The 17,225-nt window shown below is 62.5% G+C and carries 15 protein-coding genes and 1 pseudogene; 9 read left to right on the top strand and 7 right to left on the bottom strand.

Annotation, left to right across the window (positions count from 1 at the left end; translation table 11 throughout):
* Positions 1 to 31 precede the first annotated feature (31 nt).
* Complete coding sequence (locus tag PSH59_RS24615; protein WP_248081594.1) at positions 32 to 865, top strand: thymidylate synthase; 834 nt, start codon at positions 32 to 34, stop codon at positions 863 to 865.
* A gap of 63 nt (positions 866 to 928) precedes the next feature.
* On the opposite strand, the gene cadR is transcribed toward PSH59_RS24615, so the two are convergent.
* Positions 929 to 1,378 carry a Cd(II)/Pb(II)-responsive transcriptional regulator gene (gene cadR / locus PSH59_RS24610; protein ID WP_248081593.1) on the bottom strand — a complete coding sequence of 150 codons (450 nt, stop codon included), beginning with the start codon at positions 1,376 to 1,378 and terminating at the stop codon, positions 929 to 931.
* An 84-nt stretch (positions 1,379 to 1,462) separates the two neighbouring features.
* Here cadR and PSH59_RS24605 point away from each other — a divergent pair, with 84 nt between their 5' ends.
* From PSH59_RS24605 to PSH59_RS24575, 7 genes are all read left to right on the top strand, one after another.
* Positions 1,463 to 3,715, top strand: coding sequence for a heavy metal translocating P-type ATPase (locus PSH59_RS24605; RefSeq protein ID WP_305393871.1), 2,253 nt, complete (start codon positions 1,463 to 1,465; stop codon positions 3,713 to 3,715).
* Positions 3,716 to 3,730: 15 nt separating this feature from the next.
* Positions 3,731 to 4,594 carry a LysR family transcriptional regulator gene (locus tag PSH59_RS24600; protein WP_248081589.1) on the top strand — a complete coding sequence of 288 codons (864 nt, stop codon included), beginning with the start codon at positions 3,731 to 3,733 and terminating at the stop codon, positions 4,592 to 4,594.
* Positions 4,595 to 4,781: 187 nt separating this feature from the next.
* Positions 4,782 to 5,846, top strand: coding sequence for a putative 2-aminoethylphosphonate ABC transporter ATP-binding protein (locus tag PSH59_RS24595; RefSeq protein WP_305393870.1), 1,065 nt, complete (start codon positions 4,782 to 4,784; stop codon positions 5,844 to 5,846).
* A 1-nt stretch (position 5,847) separates the two neighbouring features.
* On the top strand, positions 5,848 to 7,560 hold the full coding sequence (locus tag PSH59_RS24590; RefSeq protein ID WP_305393869.1) for a putative 2-aminoethylphosphonate ABC transporter permease subunit: 1,713 nt from the start codon (positions 5,848 to 5,850) through the stop codon (positions 7,558 to 7,560).
* A 21-nt stretch (positions 7,561 to 7,581) separates the two neighbouring features.
* The gene (locus PSH59_RS24585; protein WP_248081583.1) at positions 7,582 to 8,604 is read left to right on the top strand and encodes a putative 2-aminoethylphosphonate ABC transporter substrate-binding protein; all 1,023 of its coding nucleotides are present in this window, start codon (positions 7,582 to 7,584) and stop codon (positions 8,602 to 8,604) included.
* 74 nt (positions 8,605 to 8,678) lie between these two features.
* Complete coding sequence (locus PSH59_RS24580; RefSeq protein WP_305393868.1) at positions 8,679 to 9,815, top strand: TIGR03364 family FAD-dependent oxidoreductase; 1,137 nt, start codon at positions 8,679 to 8,681, stop codon at positions 9,813 to 9,815.
* Positions 9,812 to 10,384 (top strand): phosphonate degradation HD-domain oxygenase, encoded by a 573-nt coding sequence (locus PSH59_RS24575; RefSeq protein ID WP_305393867.1) that lies wholly within the window; start codon positions 9,812 to 9,814, stop codon positions 10,382 to 10,384. Before PSH59_RS24580 ends, PSH59_RS24575 begins: the two co-directional genes overlap by 4 nt.
* Here the strand turns inward: PSH59_RS24575 and PSH59_RS24570 are convergent.
* Positions 10,363 to 11,730, bottom strand: a complete 1,368-nt coding sequence (locus PSH59_RS24570) for a DUF3482 domain-containing protein (RefSeq protein ID WP_305393866.1) — start codon at positions 11,728 to 11,730, stop codon at positions 10,363 to 10,365. The genes PSH59_RS24575 and PSH59_RS24570 overlap by 22 nt on opposite strands.
* Positions 11,723 to 13,102, bottom strand: a complete 1,380-nt coding sequence (locus PSH59_RS24565) for a DUF2868 domain-containing protein (RefSeq protein WP_305393865.1) — start codon at positions 13,100 to 13,102, stop codon at positions 11,723 to 11,725. Before PSH59_RS24565 ends, PSH59_RS24570 begins: the two co-directional genes overlap by 8 nt.
* 69 nt (positions 13,103 to 13,171) lie before the next feature.
* Here PSH59_RS24565 and PSH59_RS24560 point away from each other — a divergent pair, with 69 nt between their 5' ends.
* On the top strand, positions 13,172 to 13,684 hold the full coding sequence (locus PSH59_RS24560; protein ID WP_305393864.1) for a dihydrofolate reductase: 513 nt from the start codon (positions 13,172 to 13,174) through the stop codon (positions 13,682 to 13,684).
* A gap of 128 nt (positions 13,685 to 13,812) precedes the next feature.
* On the opposite strand, the gene PSH59_RS24555 is transcribed toward PSH59_RS24560, so the two are convergent.
* From PSH59_RS24555 to PSH59_RS24540, 4 genes and pseudogenes are all read right to left on the bottom strand, one after another.
* Positions 13,813 to 14,286, bottom strand: a complete 474-nt coding sequence (locus PSH59_RS24555) for a DUF6392 family protein (RefSeq protein ID WP_248081571.1) — start codon at positions 14,284 to 14,286, stop codon at positions 13,813 to 13,815.
* Complete coding sequence (locus PSH59_RS24550) at positions 14,267 to 15,268, bottom strand: S-type pyocin domain-containing protein (RefSeq protein ID WP_305393863.1); 1,002 nt, start codon at positions 15,266 to 15,268, stop codon at positions 14,267 to 14,269. The genes PSH59_RS24555 and PSH59_RS24550 overlap by 20 nt, the downstream gene beginning before the upstream one ends.
* Positions 15,269 to 15,405: 137 nt before the next feature.
* Positions 15,406 to 15,516, bottom strand: a pseudogene (locus PSH59_RS24545) (hypothetical protein); the annotation flags it as partial.
* A 268-nt stretch (positions 15,517 to 15,784) separates the two neighbouring features.
* On the bottom strand, positions 15,785 to 17,176 hold the full coding sequence (locus PSH59_RS24540) for an L-cystine transporter (protein WP_305393862.1): 1,392 nt from the start codon (positions 17,174 to 17,176) through the stop codon (positions 15,785 to 15,787).
* Positions 17,177 to 17,225: the final 49 nt, after the last annotated feature.

The raw sequence follows: 17,225 nt of genomic DNA, 5'->3' as shown, positions 1-17,225 counted from the left end.
GGGCCTCGGCTTCAACGATACAGGTAATGACATGAAGCAATATCTCGAACTACTGAACGACGTCGTGACCAATGGCCTGACCAAGGGCGATCGCACCGGCACCGGCACCAAGGCCGTGTTCGCCCGTCAGTACCGGCATAACCTGGCCGATGGCTTCCCGCTGCTGACCACCAAGAAGCTTCACTTCAAAAGCATCGCCAACGAGCTGATCTGGATGTTAAGCGGCAATACCAACATCAAGTGGCTCAACGAGAACGGCGTAAGAATCTGGGACGAATGGGCCACCGAAGACGGTGACCTGGGCCCGGTGTACGGCGAGCAGTGGACGGCCTGGCCGACCAAGGACGGCGGCAAGATCAACCAGATCGACTACATGGTCGAGACGCTGAAGACCAACCCCAACAGCCGTCGCATCCTGTTCCACGGCTGGAACGTCGAGTACCTGCCGGACGAAACCAAGAGCCCCCAGGAAAACGCGCGCAACGGCAAGCAAGCCCTGCCACCGTGCCACTTGCTGTACCAGGCATTCGTGCATGACGGCCATTTATCGATGCAGTTGTATATCCGCAGCTCCGATGTATTCCTCGGCCTGCCCTACAACACCGCCGCCCTGGCGCTGCTCACCCATATGCTGGCCCAGCAGTGCGACCTGATCCCTCACGAGATCATCGTCACCACCGGCGACACCCACGCCTACAGCAACCATATGGAACAGATCCGGACCCAGCTGGCGCGTACGCCGAAGAAGCTGCCGGAACTGGTGATCAAGCGTAAGCCTGCGTCGATCTACGACTACCGGTTCGAAGATTTCGAGATCGTCGGTTACGACGCCGACCCAAGCATCAAGGCCGATGTAGCCATTTAAAGGCTGCCTCGAGCTGAATGTGGGAAGGGCGAGCCGCTTCCCACATTTCTGAACCCGGCTGACTCAATGGCCGTGGCTTCTGCCTACATGCGAAGGCTCAGCCTCGCTGGCCTGCACACTGCCGCTGACTTCCAGCCGCTGCAAAATCCCGCACTGATCAAGGTCCGGCCCACTGCCGCAGCGTTGGCGCAGATCCAGCAACTGGTCCTGCAACGCCAACAGCCCATCGATCCGCGCTTTCACATGGTGGATATGCTCATCGATCAAGGCATTCACGCTTTCGCACTGGTCCTGCGGGCTGTCGCGCAGGCTGAGCAGGCTGCGGATTTCTTCCAGGGTCATGTCGAGGCTGCGGCAATTGCGGATAAAGATCAGGCGCTCGGTGTGCGCCTGGGTGTACACGCGGTAGTTGGCGTCCGTGCGCGCCGGGGGCGGCAACAGGCCTTCTTTCTCGTAATAACGGATGGTTTCCACCTGACAGTCGGTCAGTTTGGCCAGTTCGCCGATCTTCATCGCAGCAATCTCCAAATGGGTGCTTGACCCTATAGTGGCTACAGGGTCTTTACTTGGCAACAGGCACCTTACGGACGCGACAGAATGAGCGATTCCCTCCACACCCCGCACAAACATGACCATGATCACGATCACGGCCCCAGGAAACTCACGCCGGTCCACGACCACGACCATGGCGGCTCCTGTTGTTCCGGCGCGCCGGCACCGGCTCTGGTGCAACTGAGCGAAGCGCCCACCGCGGGCTCGCGCCTGAGCACTTTCCGCATCGAGGCGATGGACTGTCCCACCGAGCAGACGCTGATCCAGAACAAACTGGGCAAGCTCGCCGGTGTGCAGCAGCTGGAATTCAACCTGATCAACCGCATCCTCGGCGTTACCCATGACCTGCCGAGCACGGCACCGATCATCGACGCGATCAAATCACTGGGCATGCAGGCCGACCCGATCGAAGAAGGCACACCGGCCGCCGAACCGCCGGCCAAGAAGCACTGGTGGCCGCTGGCGCTGTCCGGCTTTGGTGCGTTGGGCGCTGAAGTGCTGCACTTCACGGATGCTGCACCTACCTGGGTGATCGCCATCGTGGCGCTGGTGTCGATCCTCAGCGGTGGCCTCACCACCTATAAAAAGGGCTGGATTGCCCTGAAGAACCTCAACCTGAACATCAACGCGCTGATGAGCATAGCCGTCACCGGCGCGATCCTGATCGGCCAATGGCCGGAAGCCGCCATGGTGATGTTCCTGTTCACCGTTGCCGAGTTGATCGAAGCCAAGTCCCTGGACCGTGCGCGCAATGCCATCAGTGGCTTGATGCAGATGACCCCGGAACAGGCCACCGTACGGCAGGTCGACGGCAGTTGGGCGGAACAGGAAGTCAAAAGCATCGAACTGGGTGCTATCGTTCGGGTTAAGCCCGGTGAGCGGATTGGCCTGGACGGCGAAGTCACTGCCGGCCAGTCCACCATCGACCAGGCGCCGATCACCGGTGAAAGCCTGCCGATTGAAAAGACCGTGGGCGACAAGGTCTTCGCCGGCACCATCAACCAGGCCGGTTCGCTGGAGTACGCCGTGACGGCAGCGGCCAATAACTCGACCCTGGCGCGGATCATTCACGCGGTGGAGCAGGCCCAGGGCGCGCGCGCACCGACTCAGCGCTTTGTCGACAGCTTCTCCAAGGTCTACACCCCGGCCGTTTTCCTGTTTGCCCTGGGTGTGGCCGTCATTCCACCGCTGTTTATGGCCGGCGTGTGGTTCGACTGGATCTACCGTGCCCTGGTATTGCTGGTGGTCGCCTGCCCATGCGCGCTGGTGATCTCCACCCCGGTGACCATCGTCAGCGGCCTGGCGGCTGCCGCGCGTAAAGGCATCCTGATCAAGGGCGGTGTGTACCTGGAGGGCGGGTACAAACTCGACTACCTGGCGCTGGACAAGACCGGCACCATCACCCACGGCAAGCCGGTGCAAACCGATTACCTGGCGCTGTTCCCGAATGTGGAGTCCAGCGCGCCAGCCCTGGCCGCCAGTTTGGCCCGGCGCTCTGACCACCCGGTGTCGATGGCGATCGCCAACGCGGCTGTGGATAAAAACCTGTCGAACCACGTTGTGGATAACTTCGCAGCCCTGGCCGGTCGCGGTGTGCGCGGTGACATTGAGGGCCAAACCTATCACCTGGGCAACCATCGCCTGGTAGAAGACCTTGGCCTCTGCTCGCCGGAGCTGGAAGAAAAACTCTTCGCCCTGGAGAAACAAGGCAAGTCCGTGGTGCTGTTGCTCGACAAGTCCGGCCCCCTTGCCCTGTTTGCCGTGGCCGACACGGTCAAGGACAGCAGCCGCGAAGCCATCCGGCAGTTGCACGAACTGGGCATCAAGACCCTGATGCTCACGGGCGACAACACCCACACCGCCAAGGCGATTGCGGCCCAGGTCGGCATCGATCAGGCCCAGGGTGACCTGCTGCCCACCGACAAACTGCATGCCATTGAAGCCCTTTACAGCCAGGGCCACCGCGTGGGCATGGTTGGCGACGGTATCAACGACGCGCCAGCCCTGGCCCGCGCCGAGATCGGCTTTGCCATGGCAGCGGCGGGCACGGACACGGCCATCGAAACCGCCGACGTGGCGCTGATGGACGATGATTTGCGCAAGATCCCGGCTTTCATTCGGCTGTCGCGACAAACGTCGAGTATCCTCAAGCAGAACATCGCCCTGGCGTTGGTGATCAAGGCGATCTTCCTGGCGGTCACTTTCCTGGGCATGGCCACTATGTGGATGGCGGTGTTCGCCGATATGGGCGTGAGCCTGCTGGTGGTGTTCAATGGCCTGCGTCTGTTGCGCAAATAGGGTTGAGAGGCTGGTGTGCTGAGTGCTGAGCTAAAAGCGTTTTACAAGGTCGCCCGCCTGGGCAGCATCACCCAGGCGGCGAAAAAACTCGGCCTGAGCCAACCCACCGTCACCACCCAGATCCGCAACCTCGAAAGCCAGTACGGCGTAGAGCTGTTCTACCGTGGCGGCCGTCGTCTGACCGTCAGTGACGAGGGCGCGCGGCTGCTGCCGATGGTCAAGGCGCTGTTGCAGCAGGAAGCGGATATCGAGTTTTTCCTGCGTAACAATGGTCAGGTGCAGGGCGCCTTGCGCATTGCTGCGACCGCGCCGTATTACATCCTTGATCTGGTCAAAGCCTTTCGCGAGCGCTTGCCGCAGGTGGAGGTGTCCGTGGAAATCGGCAACTCCCAGCAGGTACTCGAAGCACTGGACGATTACCGCGTCGACGTCGCCGCCTCGTCGCAATTGCTGGAAGACCCGCGCTTGATTCGCCGCGTGCTCGGTACCGACCCGTTGGTGCTGGCGGTGCACCGCAATCACCCCCTGGCCACACTCGAGCATGTACCGTTGACCGCACTGGCCGGGCATACGTTGCTGATGCGCGAAGCCGGCTCCACCACCCGCCGCCTGACCGAAGAGATGCTGCACGGCGCCGGCGTGAGTTATGGCCCGCTGCTGGAAATCGGCAGTCGAGAGTCGATCCGCGAGGCGGTGCTGCGCAACATCGGCATCAGCATCATCGCGCGTCAGGAAGTGCCCCATGACCCGCAACTGCGCGTGCTGACCATCGAGAACGCGCCGCAGATTCCGGAGTACCTGTACTGCCTCAAGGAACGCAAAGGCGCGCGGCTGCCGGCGGCGTTTTTGGGGTTGGCTCAGGAAATGTCGCCGCTCTGAGGTGGTGTGGTGCTGGCCTTGAGGGCCAATCGGAGGCGATCCTGCGATTGCGACAGACCAGGCGGCCCATTTTTGAATCGCCTACCCAAATCCATCAATACCACTATCACTCCCTTTTGCCTTCCTGCCACATGAGCGACGCATTGCCTGCCTAGCATGGCTCTCATCAGTTTGATGAGGTGCCACCATGAACACAGCCCTGAGCCAACCCGGCGCGCCGATGAAAGTGCGCGGTATCCAGAAACGCTTCGGCGCCTTTGCGGCGTTGGACGACGTGTCCCTGGACGTCGCCGCCGGCGAGCTGGTGTGCCTGCTGGGGCCGTCCGGTTGCGGCAAGACCACCTTGCTGCGTTGCATCGCCGGCCTGGAGCGCCAGGACAGTGGCGAACTTTACCTGGGCAACCGCGACGTTTCCCTGTTGCCACCGCAGGCGCGGGACTACGGCATTTTGTTCCAGTCCTACGCGCTGTTTCCCAATCTCACTGTCGAAGCGAACATCGGCTACGGCCTCACCGGCAGCGGCCGCGATGAAGTGCGCCAGCGCGTCGGGCAAATGCTGGCGTTGGTCGGCCTGGTGGGCAGCGAAAAGAAATACCCCGGTCAACTCTCCGGTGGCCAGCAGCAACGGGTGGCCCTGGCCCGAGCGCTGGCGCCTGCGCCTTCGTTGTTGTTGCTCGACGAACCCATGTCGGCCCTCGACGCGCGTGTGCGTGAGCACCTGTGCACCGAGCTGCGCCAACTGCAACGCCGCCTTGGCATCACCACCTTGATGGTCACCCACAACCAGGACGAAGCCATGTTGATGGCCGATCGCATTGCGGTGATGAACAACGGCAAGGTCGAGCAATACGCCACGCCCCAGGAGATTTACGACCGCCCGGCCACACCGTTCGTGGCGGAGTTTGTCGGCCAGGGCAACTGGCTGCCGTTCAGCCGCAACAGTGCCAGCCATGCCCAGGTCGGCGGGCTGAACATGCGTCTGGCCGATGACGCCGGTGTGGCCAAGTCCGGCCGCCTGTTCTGCCGCCCGGAAGCCATCAGCGTCAACCCGCCGGTGCACGAAGAAAACCTGTTCCCGGCCAAGGTTCGCGAGATCACCTTCCTTGGCAACCGCTGCCGCATGAGCTTTGAACTGGAACAACTGCCCGGTCACCCACTGCTGGCCGAACTGGCTCCCGAAGCCATGCCGCGCCTGGGCGCTCAGGACATTTGGGTGGCGTTGCCGCCGCGCAGCCTGCAGGTATTTGCCTGAAATGGCCGTTGATATGAGCGTGCCGCTGCCCCGCGAGGTGTCCCGTGCCGAAGCCGGCGACCGCTTGTTCGTGGTCGGCGGCAAACTGCTGTGGTTGTGCCTGCTGGGTGTCGCGGTATTGATGCCCTTGCTGGCGATTTTCTGGCGCGGGTTCAGCAGCGAAGCCGGGCAGGGCGGTGGTCTTGTGGCGGCACGAGAACTGCTCATCAGCGCAAATTTCCACTGGCTGCTGGGCAACAGCCTCAAAGTCTCCTTCAGCGTGGCGACCATCGTCGTACCGTTGGCTTACCTGTTTGCCTTCGCGCTGCAACGCACGCTGATTCCTGGCAAGGCGATCTGGCGCGGTCTTTCGCTGCTGCCGCTGATGGCGCCGTCAATGCTGCCAGGCATTGCGCTGGTGTACTTGTTTGGTAACCAGGGCCTGCTGCGCGGGCTGCTCGCGGAGAATATCTACGGGTTCTGGGGGATTGTGCTGGGTGAGGTGATCTACACCTTCCCGCACGCGCTGATGATTCTGCTGTCGGCGCTGTCCCTGGCGGATGCGCGACTGTTCGATGCGGCGTCAAGCATGGGCGCCAGCCCCGCCCGGGCGTTTCGCAGCATTACCTGGCCGGCCACGCGACAAGCCGTCTTTGCCGCGTTCTGCCTGGTGTTCACCCTGACCATCACTGACTTCGGCGTGCCCGTGGTGGTCGGTGGTGATTACCAAGTGCTGGCGCTGGAGGCCTATAAAGCCGTGGTCGGCCAGCAGCAGTTTGGTCGTGGCGCGTTGATCGGCATGGTGTTGCTGCTGCCGGCGCTGTTCAGTTTTGGCGTGGATGCGTGGTTGCGCCGTCGTCAGGGCGACGCCATGAGTGGCCGCGCCCAAGTGTTCCAGCCGACACCCTCGCGGTTAAGGGATGGCTGCTACCTGGCCATCGTCCTGCTGATCTGCGGCGTGTTGCTGCTGGTGTTCGGCATGGCGGTGTATTCCTCGCTGGTCAAATTCTGGCCGTACAACCTGTCGCTGTCGCTCAACCACTACCAGTTCGAAGACACCGCAGGCGGTGGCTGGCTGGCCTATCGCAACAGCCTGACCATGGCCTTGTGCACGGCATTGGTCGGCAGCGTGTTGATCTTCACCGGCGCCTACCTGATGGAAAAAACCAAAGGTCAGAGAAGCCTCAACCTGGCGCTGCGCCTGCTCAGTTTTGTGCCGATGGCCGTGCCGGGACTGGTGCTGGGGTTGGGCTATGTATTTTTCTTCAACCTCAACGGCAACCCGCTCCATGTGTTCTACGGCACCATGACCCTGCTGGTGGTGTGCACCATTGCTCATTATTTGACCACCGCGCAGATGACCGCCACCACGGCCCTGCGCCAGTTGGACAGCGAGTTCGAAGCCGCCGCGCTGTCGCTCAAGGCGCCGCTGTACCGCCACTATCTGCGCGTCACCGTGCCGATCTGCCTGCCGGCGTTGCTGGACATCGTGCGCTACTTGTTTGTGTCGGCGATGACCACCGTGTCCGCCGCGATCTTCCTCTACAGCCCCGACACCCTCCTCGCCGCCGTCGCCGTATTGAACATGGATGACGCCGGCAATGTGGGCGGTGCGGCGGCGATGTCGACCCTGATCCTGTTCACCTCGGGCGGCGTTTCGCTGCTGCTGGCGTGGGCTTCACGTGGCGCGTTGCGCCGTTCCCAAGCCTGGCGCCAGCGTGCGCCGGGCCAATAAACATCCTGAAGGAGGTGCTCCATGTTCAAGCCCCTGGCGCTGGTCGCTGCGGTACTCACTGCATTCAGCCTGAATGCCTTCGCCAAGACCGAGCTCACCGTGTACACGGCCCTCGAAGCCGAGCAGTTGAAGACCTACAAAAAGGCCTTCGAGCAGGCCAACCCCGACGTCGAGATCAAATGGGTGCGTGACTCCACCGGCATCATCACTGCCAAGCTGCTGGCCGAAAAAGCCCGGCCCCAGGCGGACGTGGTGTGGGGCCTGGCCGCCTCCAGCCTGGCGATCCTCGACCAGCAGGGCATGCTGGACAACTACGCGCCGAAGGATCTGGACAAGATCGGCAAAAATTACCGCGACGCCGCCAACCCGCCGGCCTGGGTGGGCATGGACGTGTGGGCCGCGACCATTTGCTTCAACACCGTCGAAGCCGAGAAGCAAGGCCTGACCAAGCCGGTGAGTTGGCAAGACCTGACCAAGCCTGAGTACAAGGGCAAGATCGTCATGCCTAACCCGGCATCCTCCGGTACCGGCTTTCTGGATGTGAGCGCCTGGCTGCAGACCTTCGGCGAGAAGCAGGGCTGGCAGTACATGGACGACCTGCACCAGAACATCGGCCAGTACGTCCACTCCGGTTCCAAGCCTTGCAAACTGGCGGCGTCCGGTGAGTTCCCGATCGGTATTTCCTTTGAATACCCGGCCGTGCAGCTCAAGCGCCAAGGCGCGCCGCTGGACATCATCCTGCCCAAGGAAGGCCTGGGTTGGGACATCGAAGCGACCGCCGTGATCAAGGGCACCGCCCACGCCGAGGCAGCGAAAAAACTGGCTGACTTTTCGGCCAGCCCCGCCGCGATGGAGCTGTACAAGGACAACTTCGCCGTCCTCGCTCAGCCCGGTGTTGCCAAGCCGCAGACCGAATTGCCGGCCGACTATGAGCAACGGTTGATCAAAAACGACTTCGCCTGGGCCTCGAAGAACCGCGACAGCATTTTGACCGAGTGGCGTAAGCGTTATGACGGCAAGTCGGAGAAGGTTGCCGGTCAGTAGGTTTTTTTCGTCAGGGCCAGTGGCCTCATCGGGGGCTTGCCCCCGATAGCGGTCTTGAAAACAGGACATTACCAATGACACACCACAGCGACCTGCTGATCATCGGCGCCGGTATCCTCGGCCTGTCCCACGCCTACGCAGCCGCCAGGCGCGGGCTCAAGGTCAAGGTGTTCGAGCGCAGCGCCACGCCGTTGGGGGCGTCGGTGCGCAACTTCGGTCAGGCATTGGTCACGGGCCAACCGCCTGGGCCGATGCTCGAGCTGGCACGGGAAAGCCGCGAGATCTGGGGGCACTGGGCCCAGGTGGCGGGGGTGCAACTCAAGCGCAATGGTTCGTACCTGTTCGCCCGGACCGAGGCCGAAGAGCAACTGTTGGAAGCGTTCTGCGCCGGACGTGCACAGCAACATGGCTACCGCGTCGAGTTGCTGCAAGGCGCGGCGCTGAAGGCGTTGTATGGCGGCCAGTTTGGCCATCACCGCGCGGCGTTGCACGGCAAGGACGATCAGCAGCTGTATTCGCGCGAAGCGATCCCGGCGCTGATCCACTACCTGAGCCAGGTATTGAACGTGGAGTTTCACTTCTCGACCCTGGTGCGCGAGGTCGAACCGGGCCAGCTGCACAGCACGGCGGGCAGTTTTCGGGGCGAGCAGATCATTGTGTGCTCCGGGCACGATTACCAGACCCTGCTGGCCGAGGCGATCACGCAGCTCAATCCACAGATCTGTCGCCTGCAAATGCTGCGCGCGCGGCCGGCGCTTGACCTGAACCTGCAACACGCATTGCTCACGGGCCTCAGTTGTGTGCATTACGGCGCGTTCGCCGACTTGCCGGAAGCAGCAGCGGTGCAGGCGCAGATCCTGCGTGAAGCACCGCACCTGCACCAACACGGGATTCACCTGCTGATCAGCCCGACGCCCCATGGCGAACTGATCATCGGCGACTCCCACGACTACGGCAGCGATGCATCACCGTTCAATGCCGAGCAGGTCGACGACTGGCTGATCGAACTGGCCGAGCACACCTTGGGGTGCAAGGTTCAGGTGCTGGAGCGTTGGCAGGGGGTGTACGGCGCGCGCGGGCCTGGACCGTTTTCGTTCCTGCGCGTGGCACCCGGCGTGAGCGCCGCGTTGATGCACACCGGAGTGGGGATGAGTGTGGGCCCGGCGATGGCCGAGCGGAATATCACGGCATTGTGGGGGCAGGTGCTATGACCCGTGCGCAGGTGGTGGCCGAGGTCTTCGGTTTGTACGAACAGCACGGCCAGGCCGATTACATCGGCGAGCCGGTGTCGCAGATCGAACATATGTCCCAGGCCGCACAGCTGGCAATGGCTGAAGGCTTTGATGATGAGGTGGTGCTGGCGGCGTTTTTCCACGATATCGGGCATATCTGCGGGCAGGGCGGCGAGCCTATGGGTGGTTACGGCGTGGCCAGCCATGAGCGGCTGGGGGCCGATTATTTGCGGCGCGCAGGCTTCGGCGAGCGCATGGCCAGGCTGGTGGAGTATCACGTGCAGGCCAAGCGTTACCTGACGTTCAGCCAGCCTGACTACTACGCCCGTCTGAGCGAAGCCAGCCGCCGGACCCTGGCTTACCAGGGCGGGCCCATGAGCGCCGAAGAGGCCCAGGTGTTCGAACAGGACCCGCTGTGCGCGGTGAGCCTGCGCATGCGCCAATGGGACGAGCACGCCAAGGAGATGCACGTGTCATTGATCGACCTTGAGCTGCTCAAAGCCAAAGCGTTGCAGTTATTGGCCGATCAGGACGCGTCCAGCCGCTGAGCCAGGGCCTGGACCTGTTCCTGGCGTTCAGCCTGGCTCAGTTTCGCGTGCGGGTTGAGGGATGACCATTGCGGGTGGGCGCGAGCCTTGTGCAGCGCGTCCGGCAATTTACCCTCGCGCCAGGTTTTGTCCTGGGGCGTGTCGACCTTGATGCTGTGCATCGCCGCATGCCCGCGCTGGTTCAAGGCCTTGAGCAGTTGGCGCTGGCGCAGGGCGAGCAGACGCAGCACGCTGTCGTCGACGGTGAGTTCGCGCTGGCCTTTGATCTTGCCCAGCAGGCGGCCGCCATAGCTGCGCGCGGTTTGCAGCGCGCCTCCGGCAATCGCACCGGCGATGGCGGCGGCGCCGAGTGTCAGCCCGCCGACGAGCAAGTCCACCCCGGCCCCGGCGGCGGCGCCTGCGGCGATGCCACCGCCCACGCGCACGCCGAGTTGTTTGAGGGTTTCCGGGTTGAACAAGTCGTCACCCCAGCGCCCGTCCAGCAGCGGTAAATCGCTGGCGGCGGCGTCCTGCGGGCGGAAACCGAACAGCTTGAGCAGGGCCTCCACGCATTTTTGCTCGCGCTGACGCACGGCTTTGCGCAGATCGCTGATGGCCTGGGGTTCGTCTTCGGTGACCACGCTGCGCCGACAGGCCGCGCAGTCGATCAACAGCTCGGCGATCAACCGGGCGGCGCTTTGCTGGCGGGCCTGGCGTTGGGCTTGCTGATCAAGGATCAAGCGTTCCAACTGCGGCCGTGCGTTCTCCAGCAGCAGGGCCAGGCTTTCATACAGGCGGCGCTCGCCGTCTTCGGGCGGCGCGACACTGTCGAAACGCACCAGTGCATGCAGGCCCAGGCGGGCCAGGGCTTCGCGCCAATCGGGCTCGCGATGGTCGCTGCTGCTGACGAAGTTGAGCACCGGCAGCAACGGCTTGCCGCAACTGGCCAGCACTTGCAGCTCATCGCGGTACTTGGCCAGCACCGGCTCGCGGGCGTCGATCACATACAGGCCGGCATCCGAGGCCAGCAGTTGGCGCAACACCTTGGCTTCCTGCTCGAAACGCTGGCGGGCCTCGCTGCCTTCGAGAAACCGCGCAAGGCGCGCCGGACCGTCCAGGCGTTCGCCGGGTCGATCGAGGCGTTCCAGATAGTCGAGCAGGGCGATGGCATCTTCCAGGCCGGGCGTGTCGTACAGCTCCAGCAAGGCGTCGCCGTCCACCGACAACCGTGCGCCTTCCACATGCCGCGTGGTGCTGGGGCGATGGGATACTTCGCCAAAGCCCACATCGCGGGTCAGGGTGCGCAGCAGGGAGGTCTTGCCCACGTTGGTGTGGCCGACCACGGCGAGTTTCAGCGGTTTAGTCATGGCCGGTCTCCAGCCAATTGAGCGGCGCGCAGTCGGCGAACGGCAGTTCCAACTGTTGCAGCGCGGTGTGCCAATCGCCCAGGCGCGCGGCGTCCAGTGCCTGGCCCGGTGGGGCTTGCAGCAACCAGACACGGGTGGCCGTGGCGCTGCGTGCCAGCTCGGCGATCAACGCCAGGCTGCCACGGTCGGGCGAGCGGCGAGGGTCGCAGGCAATGGCCAGGCGGGCGGGCGGGAAGCGGGTGAGCTGATCCAGCAGTTTGTGGCGCGATTCGCGGCTGTCGAGGATGCCGGCATTTTTGACGTTGGCCGGCAGTTTCGGTGGCCAGGTGTGTGTGTCGTCCAGTTCGATGGCCACCAGCAGCGCACCGTCGCTGTCCAACTCACTCACGCCTGCCGTGGCGTGGTGTAACTGTTCGGGCGCGGCGTCGTTGACCCCCAGGCGTTCGCTGCTCGGCATCAGGCGTTCGCGCAGTTGCGCGTAGCCGGGCAGGTTGAGGTCCAGGTGCAAGGCGGCGCGCCCGCGGTGCCAGCGCCACAGGCATAGCAGGGCGAGGATCAAGCGCGGCAGCACGCCGTAGACCAGCAGCACTCCGACCAGCCAGGCGGCCCAGGCCTGGCGGGCGCTTTCGACAGTGAGCGCGGCGTCACCGCTGGCGCGGATCATCTCGACGCTCGGCACGTTAAACCCGAGCAAGGCCGGCAGACTGCCGAGGGCCTGGGTGGCGGCGACAAACGTATCGGCTCCGAGAATGGTGGTTTCCCACACAAAGCCGTAGCGCCGGGTGGCGAGCAGTGTCAGCACAATGACCAGGGCGCTGAGAAGCGCCAGCAACCACAGGCCATTGACCAGCACGCCCACGGCCCAGCGATTGAGCTTTTGCCGTTGCAGCAGCAGTAACAGCGCGGGCGCCAGTTGAGCGGCCTTGGCGTCGCGGGCGAGTTTTTCGCTGAGCCACAACCACAGGCGGCCGAGGCTGGCGCCGTGCTCGCCGGCAAACAGCAGGCCCAGGGCCCAACTGAGCAGCAGGATCAGGTTCACGCCGAGCAGGCTGCCCAGGGCCCAGAACACATTTACGGGGGTTAAACCGTTGCCCAGCGCGGCAAATGCCAGCCCGGCACCGCTGATGATCGCGACTATCGCCAGCAGCACCAGCGCCAGGCGCGCGCCTTGCAGCCAACGGGTGAGGGCGGGGGTGAGGCCATCGCGCTCGGCCAGGTGCAACGCGCGCTGCTGGATGCGCGTCGGCAGGTCGCCGCCCGCGGTGCGGGCCAGCCGGTTGGCTTCCAGGTCGTCCAGGGCGCCGGCGTGTTCTTCACGCAAGCGCACGGTTTCCGTCAGCCAGAGTTTTTGCAGAGGAGTCAGTACAGTCACGCGCCGTCCTGTCGTGTCAGTGAGCCTGGAGCATAACCGCTGGGTCGCGGCTCTGGTATTCTCGTCGCCATGAAAAAAACTCTCCCTTTAAGCCTGATCGCAGCCCTCGGTGAAAACCGCGTGATCGGCGTCGACAACAGCATGCCCTGGCACTTGCCAGGGGATTTCAAATATTTCAAGGCCACCACGCTGGGCAAGCCCATCATCATGGGGCGCAAGACCTGGGACTCCCTGGGCCGACCGCTGCCGGGGCGCTTGAACCTGGTGGTCAGCCGTCAGACCAACCTGGTGCTGGAAGGTGCGGAAGTTTTTCCGTCGCTTGAAGCCGCCGTGGCACGGGCTCAAGCCTGGGCGCTGGAGCAGGGCGTGGATGAGCTGATGCTGATTGGCGGCGCGCAGTTGTATGCGCAGGGCCTGGAACACGCGGATCGCCTGTATTTGACGCGCGTGGCGCTGAGCCCGGAAGGGGATGCTTGGTTTCCGGCGTTTGATGCGCAGCAGTGGAAGCTGGTTTCCAATCTGCCGAATCCCGGCGAAGGTGATAAGCCGGCATACAGCTTTGAGGTGTGGGAACGCGGCTAAGATCGTCCCCGCTCGGAGCGGGGAGCGTGTGGTTTTATCGATCCGGCACGAAGTAGGCTCTCGACAATAAACTCGTCATAAGTTCGCCCCGAACCTCCTACTAAACAATGAGTTTTAACGGCATCCACTCATCGTGATCCAGGATCAAGCAGGGTAAACGTCAGTGTCTTGATCTGAAGATTTTCTGCATAGGTAAAAATCAGTTTGGCGTTTGGATGAGTTTGCGAGTCTAGCCGATAAGAATCCCAACCCCCAATCGCCGTATTCAAGGGCAATTTCGTCATTCCCCTTGACTCCAGCGGCGCTCCGAAAGCGGCCCGCACACCAGATTGATTCCTCACCAGTGAAAATGGTTTGGGTAGCTCTCCGGCGTATGACGTCATCCCCTTCATAGTCTCAAGCAGGATAATGTGAAGAGTTTCCAGATTTTTTGTCTGCGCCGAAAAGCTCAACTCAAGTCCCGCACCAGGCTTTAACGTTAACGAGTCACGCCCTTGGTAAAGCTCGCTTAAAGGCTGACTGGGTACGGTACCTTCAGCGACCAAGACGTCATGATGGCGCCCAAGGTTTTTAATCCATTTTTCAATGGTTCTGCCGTCCATTAGTACCACCCTGTTCCTGATTGAGTTTGTGCAATTGCTCACGGGCTGCTTCGATTTTTAACTCGCTATAGCCCTCTTCCAACAAACCCGGCTTGATTGCATTAAAGTTCCGATCCGTGGCGGCTCGTAAATTGAAAACGTCATGAGCTTGTTTCGCCTTGGTATTGCGCCCACCGTAAGTCTCGCTGAATTTTTGATGCACCCGAGCGGGAATCGCTATCGCAGAGGCTTGCCTCAGGTATATCTGAACCTCCTGCTCGGTAATACCAGGGAACGTGGCCTTCAAACTGGCCTCAAGCACCTTTCGTGACGGAATATGATCAATGTCTAAACCGTCCCCCCGGCTTCGCGCGCTGAGATCACCATAAACCCCCACCTCAAGCGGACTCACCGCAGGCTTGGCAAACACCAAATACAACGGCGGCAAACCCGAATCAGCCGGAAACGAAATGATCGCATCCTGCCAGGTAACATCCTCAGCTTCGCGCCCAGGGTAGTGACTGATTGCCGAATCCTGCCCCACGGCAACCGGATGCACGAACAAATTATCCAGGCGCTCCGATGTGCCTGGATACGGGCTCGGCGCACTGACCACCGGCCCTTTATTTGGCGTCCAGGTAATGCTGATGCCATCCAGCACGGCCACCATCGCGCTTTTGTCCGTATTCCATCTAGCTTGCGCAACGGGTACACGATCAGCGCCACTGTCAGCCTTGGTATGTATGCCGTAAACACGCAGCTCACCTGACTCATCCTGGCGAAACTGAAACCGCACCCGTGTACTGGCCGAGCGCATTCCTGCCAGTTGTTCCGGGGTATATAACGTTGAATCACCGATATCCCGTGGCCAGAAAGCCAGCAGCATGACATTGAGTGCTGCACTGGCTCCTGCCAGCCCGCCGCGTACGGCCCAGGCACCCAGGTCGCTGCCGAGCGTTCCTGCGATCCTCCCGACAACGCCCGCCGTACCGGTCGAAGCCATGACGGCCGTGGTGCCAAAATTTCTGGCGTGTTCAGGGCTCGTTCAAAGCGCTGATTGGCGATCAGCTCCGGCGGTGGAACGCATTTACACCTGCAGAGATCACCCTCCAGCGCCGCTTGTTTGCCGCCCCATAATTCGCGCAGGCGAGGGCCGGCAAGCTCAATGACGCCTTCAGTACTGCATGCCGGACACGCAACCCGGTCACCCTCCCTGGCGATCATTTGGCCGTTGAAACTGGTTCGCTCCATGCCGCTGATCACTTCGCCGCCTGCGGTGGTCTTCGCGCCCGTCATGATGTTGTAGCGCCTCACCTGTGGCGCTCCAGGCAGAAGTCGAGGCTGGCGTTGATTGGGCGCGGGATATCTTCGGGTATGCCGGGTTCTTTGGTAATCGGTCTGCGAACCTGCGTACAGCTGTCACCCTCTTCGCGAGCAAGCCCGCTCCCACATTTTGACCGAGTTCCAACATGGGAATGGGGTCGAATGGAGGAGCGGGCTTGCCCCCGATAGCGGTCCATCAGGCCTGCGCTAATTCCGCGTGCTCTTCGGCCTCCAACAGCGTCTTGTCCGTCTGGCCCATGATCTGGCTGGTAATCGCCCCGGCCGTCATTGAACCGTTCACGTTCAACGCTGTGCGGCCCATGTCGATCAGCGGCTCCACGGAAATCAGCAGCGCCACCAATGACACCGGCAACCCCATGGCCGGTAGCACGATCAGTGCGGCAAAGGTCGCGCCGCCGCCCACGCCGGCCACACCGGCCGAACTCAGGGTCACAATCGCCACCAGGGTCGCGATCCACAGCGGGTCCAGCGGGTTGATGCCCACGGTCGGCGCCACCATCACCGCCAACATCGCAGGGTAGAGCCCGGCGCAGCCATTCTGGCCAATGGTGGCGCCAAACGAGGCGGCGAAACCGGCGATGGATTGCGGGATGCCCAGGCGACGGGTCTGGGCTTCGATGCTCAGCGGGATCGTCGCCGCGCTGGAGCGGCTGGTGAAGGCAAAGGTCAGCACCGGCCACACCTTGCGGAAAAACCGCAACGGGTTGACCCCGGCCAGCGACAGCAGCAGGCCGTGCACCACGAACATCAGGCCCAGGGCCAGGTACGACACCAGCACAAAACTGCCGAGCTTGATGATGTCTTGCAGGTTGGAGCTGGCGACGACCTTGGTCATCAGCGCCAGTACGCCGTACGGGGTCAGCTTCATCACCAGGCGCACCAGGCGCATCACCCAGGCTTGCAGGGTGTCGATGGCGTTGAGCACTTTCTGGCCTTTTTCCACGTCGTCCTTGAGCAGTTGCAATGCGGCAACGCCCAGGAAAGCGGCGAAAATCACCACGCTGATGATCGACGTCGGTTTGGCCCGAGCCAGGTCGGCAAACGGGTTGGCCGGCACGAACGAGAGCAGCAGTTGCGGGATATTCAGGTCGGCGACCTTGCCTGCGTAATCACTTTGGATCACTTGCAGGCGCGCCATTTCCTGGGTGCCGGCCACCAGACCTTCGGCGGTCAGGCCGAACAGGTTGGTCAGGGCGATGCCGATCAGCGCCGCAATGGCGGTGGTGAACAGCAGCGTGCCGATGGTCAGGACGCTGATCTTGCCCAGGGACGCTGCGTTATGCAGGCGCGCCACTGCGCTGAGGATCGAAGCGAATACCAACGGGATCACGATCATTTGCAGCAGTTGCACGTAGCCATTGCCGACCAGGTCGAACCAGCCGATAGAGGCCTTGAGCACCGGGTTGCCGGCCCCGTAGATACTGTGCAGCGCCACACCGAACGCCACGCCGAGGACCAGCGCGAGCAGGACCTTTTTGGCCAGGCTCCAGTGAGTACGACGCGTCTGTGCCAGGCCCGATAACAGGGCCAAGAACACCAATAAGTTGAGAATCAGGGGCAGATTCATTAGAGCTCCGTTGAGAAGGCAGCCAATCGCGTGAGCCTGCGATTGCGAA

This window comes from Pseudomonas sp. FP2309 (genome assembly GCF_030687575.1).
Lineage (GTDB): Bacteria > Pseudomonadota > Gammaproteobacteria > Pseudomonadales > Pseudomonadaceae > Aquipseudomonas.
This window is presented reverse-complemented; position numbering and strand designations above follow the sequence as displayed.